This is a genomic window from Acinetobacter sp. 809848, assembly GCF_000581275.1.
Classification (GTDB): Bacteria; Pseudomonadota; Gammaproteobacteria; order Pseudomonadales; family Moraxellaceae; genus Acinetobacter; species Acinetobacter pittii.
Genome location: NZ_JEXG01000186.1, coordinates 1 through 534 on the forward strand (window position 1 = coordinate 1; position 534 = coordinate 534).

At 39.0% G+C, this 534-nt stretch carries 1 protein-coding gene; it reads left to right on the forward strand.

The features are described from left to right. The coding region (locus J536_RS24705; RefSeq protein ID WP_032064363.1) for an Ig-like domain-containing protein at positions 1–534 on the forward strand (534 nt) is incomplete at both ends.

The following is a 534-nucleotide window of genomic DNA, read 5'->3' on the forward strand; positions in this document are numbered from 1 at the left end:
GATGAAGGAAAGACATGGCAGGAAACGACAGTAAATCAAAAAGATTTGGCTGATGGTATTTATCAATTTAAAGCTGTAGTAACCGACGTTGCAGGCAACATATCTGAAACCAGTGTGCAAAAAGTCGTTGTGGATACAACAGCGCCGCAAGCAGGTGAACTGACTTTAGCTGCTTTGACTGATACGGGCATTTCAGCAACTGATCAAATTACGCAAGATAAAGCTTTTGATTTAAAGATTAGCGGACAAGAAGTAAATAGCCAAATTACTTACTGGATATCGAAAGATGAAGGAAAGACATGGCAGGAAACAACAGTAGCTCAAAAAGATTTAACCGATGGTGTTTACCAATATAAAGCTATAGTTACAGACGTTGCAGGCAATACATCAGAAACCGCTATACAAAAAGTTGTTGTCGATACAACAGCGCCGCAAGCAGGTGAATTAACTTTATCTGATTTAAGCGATACGGGTGTTTCAGCAACAGATCAAATTACGCAAGATAATAATTTTACTTTGAAGCTAGCTCAACCG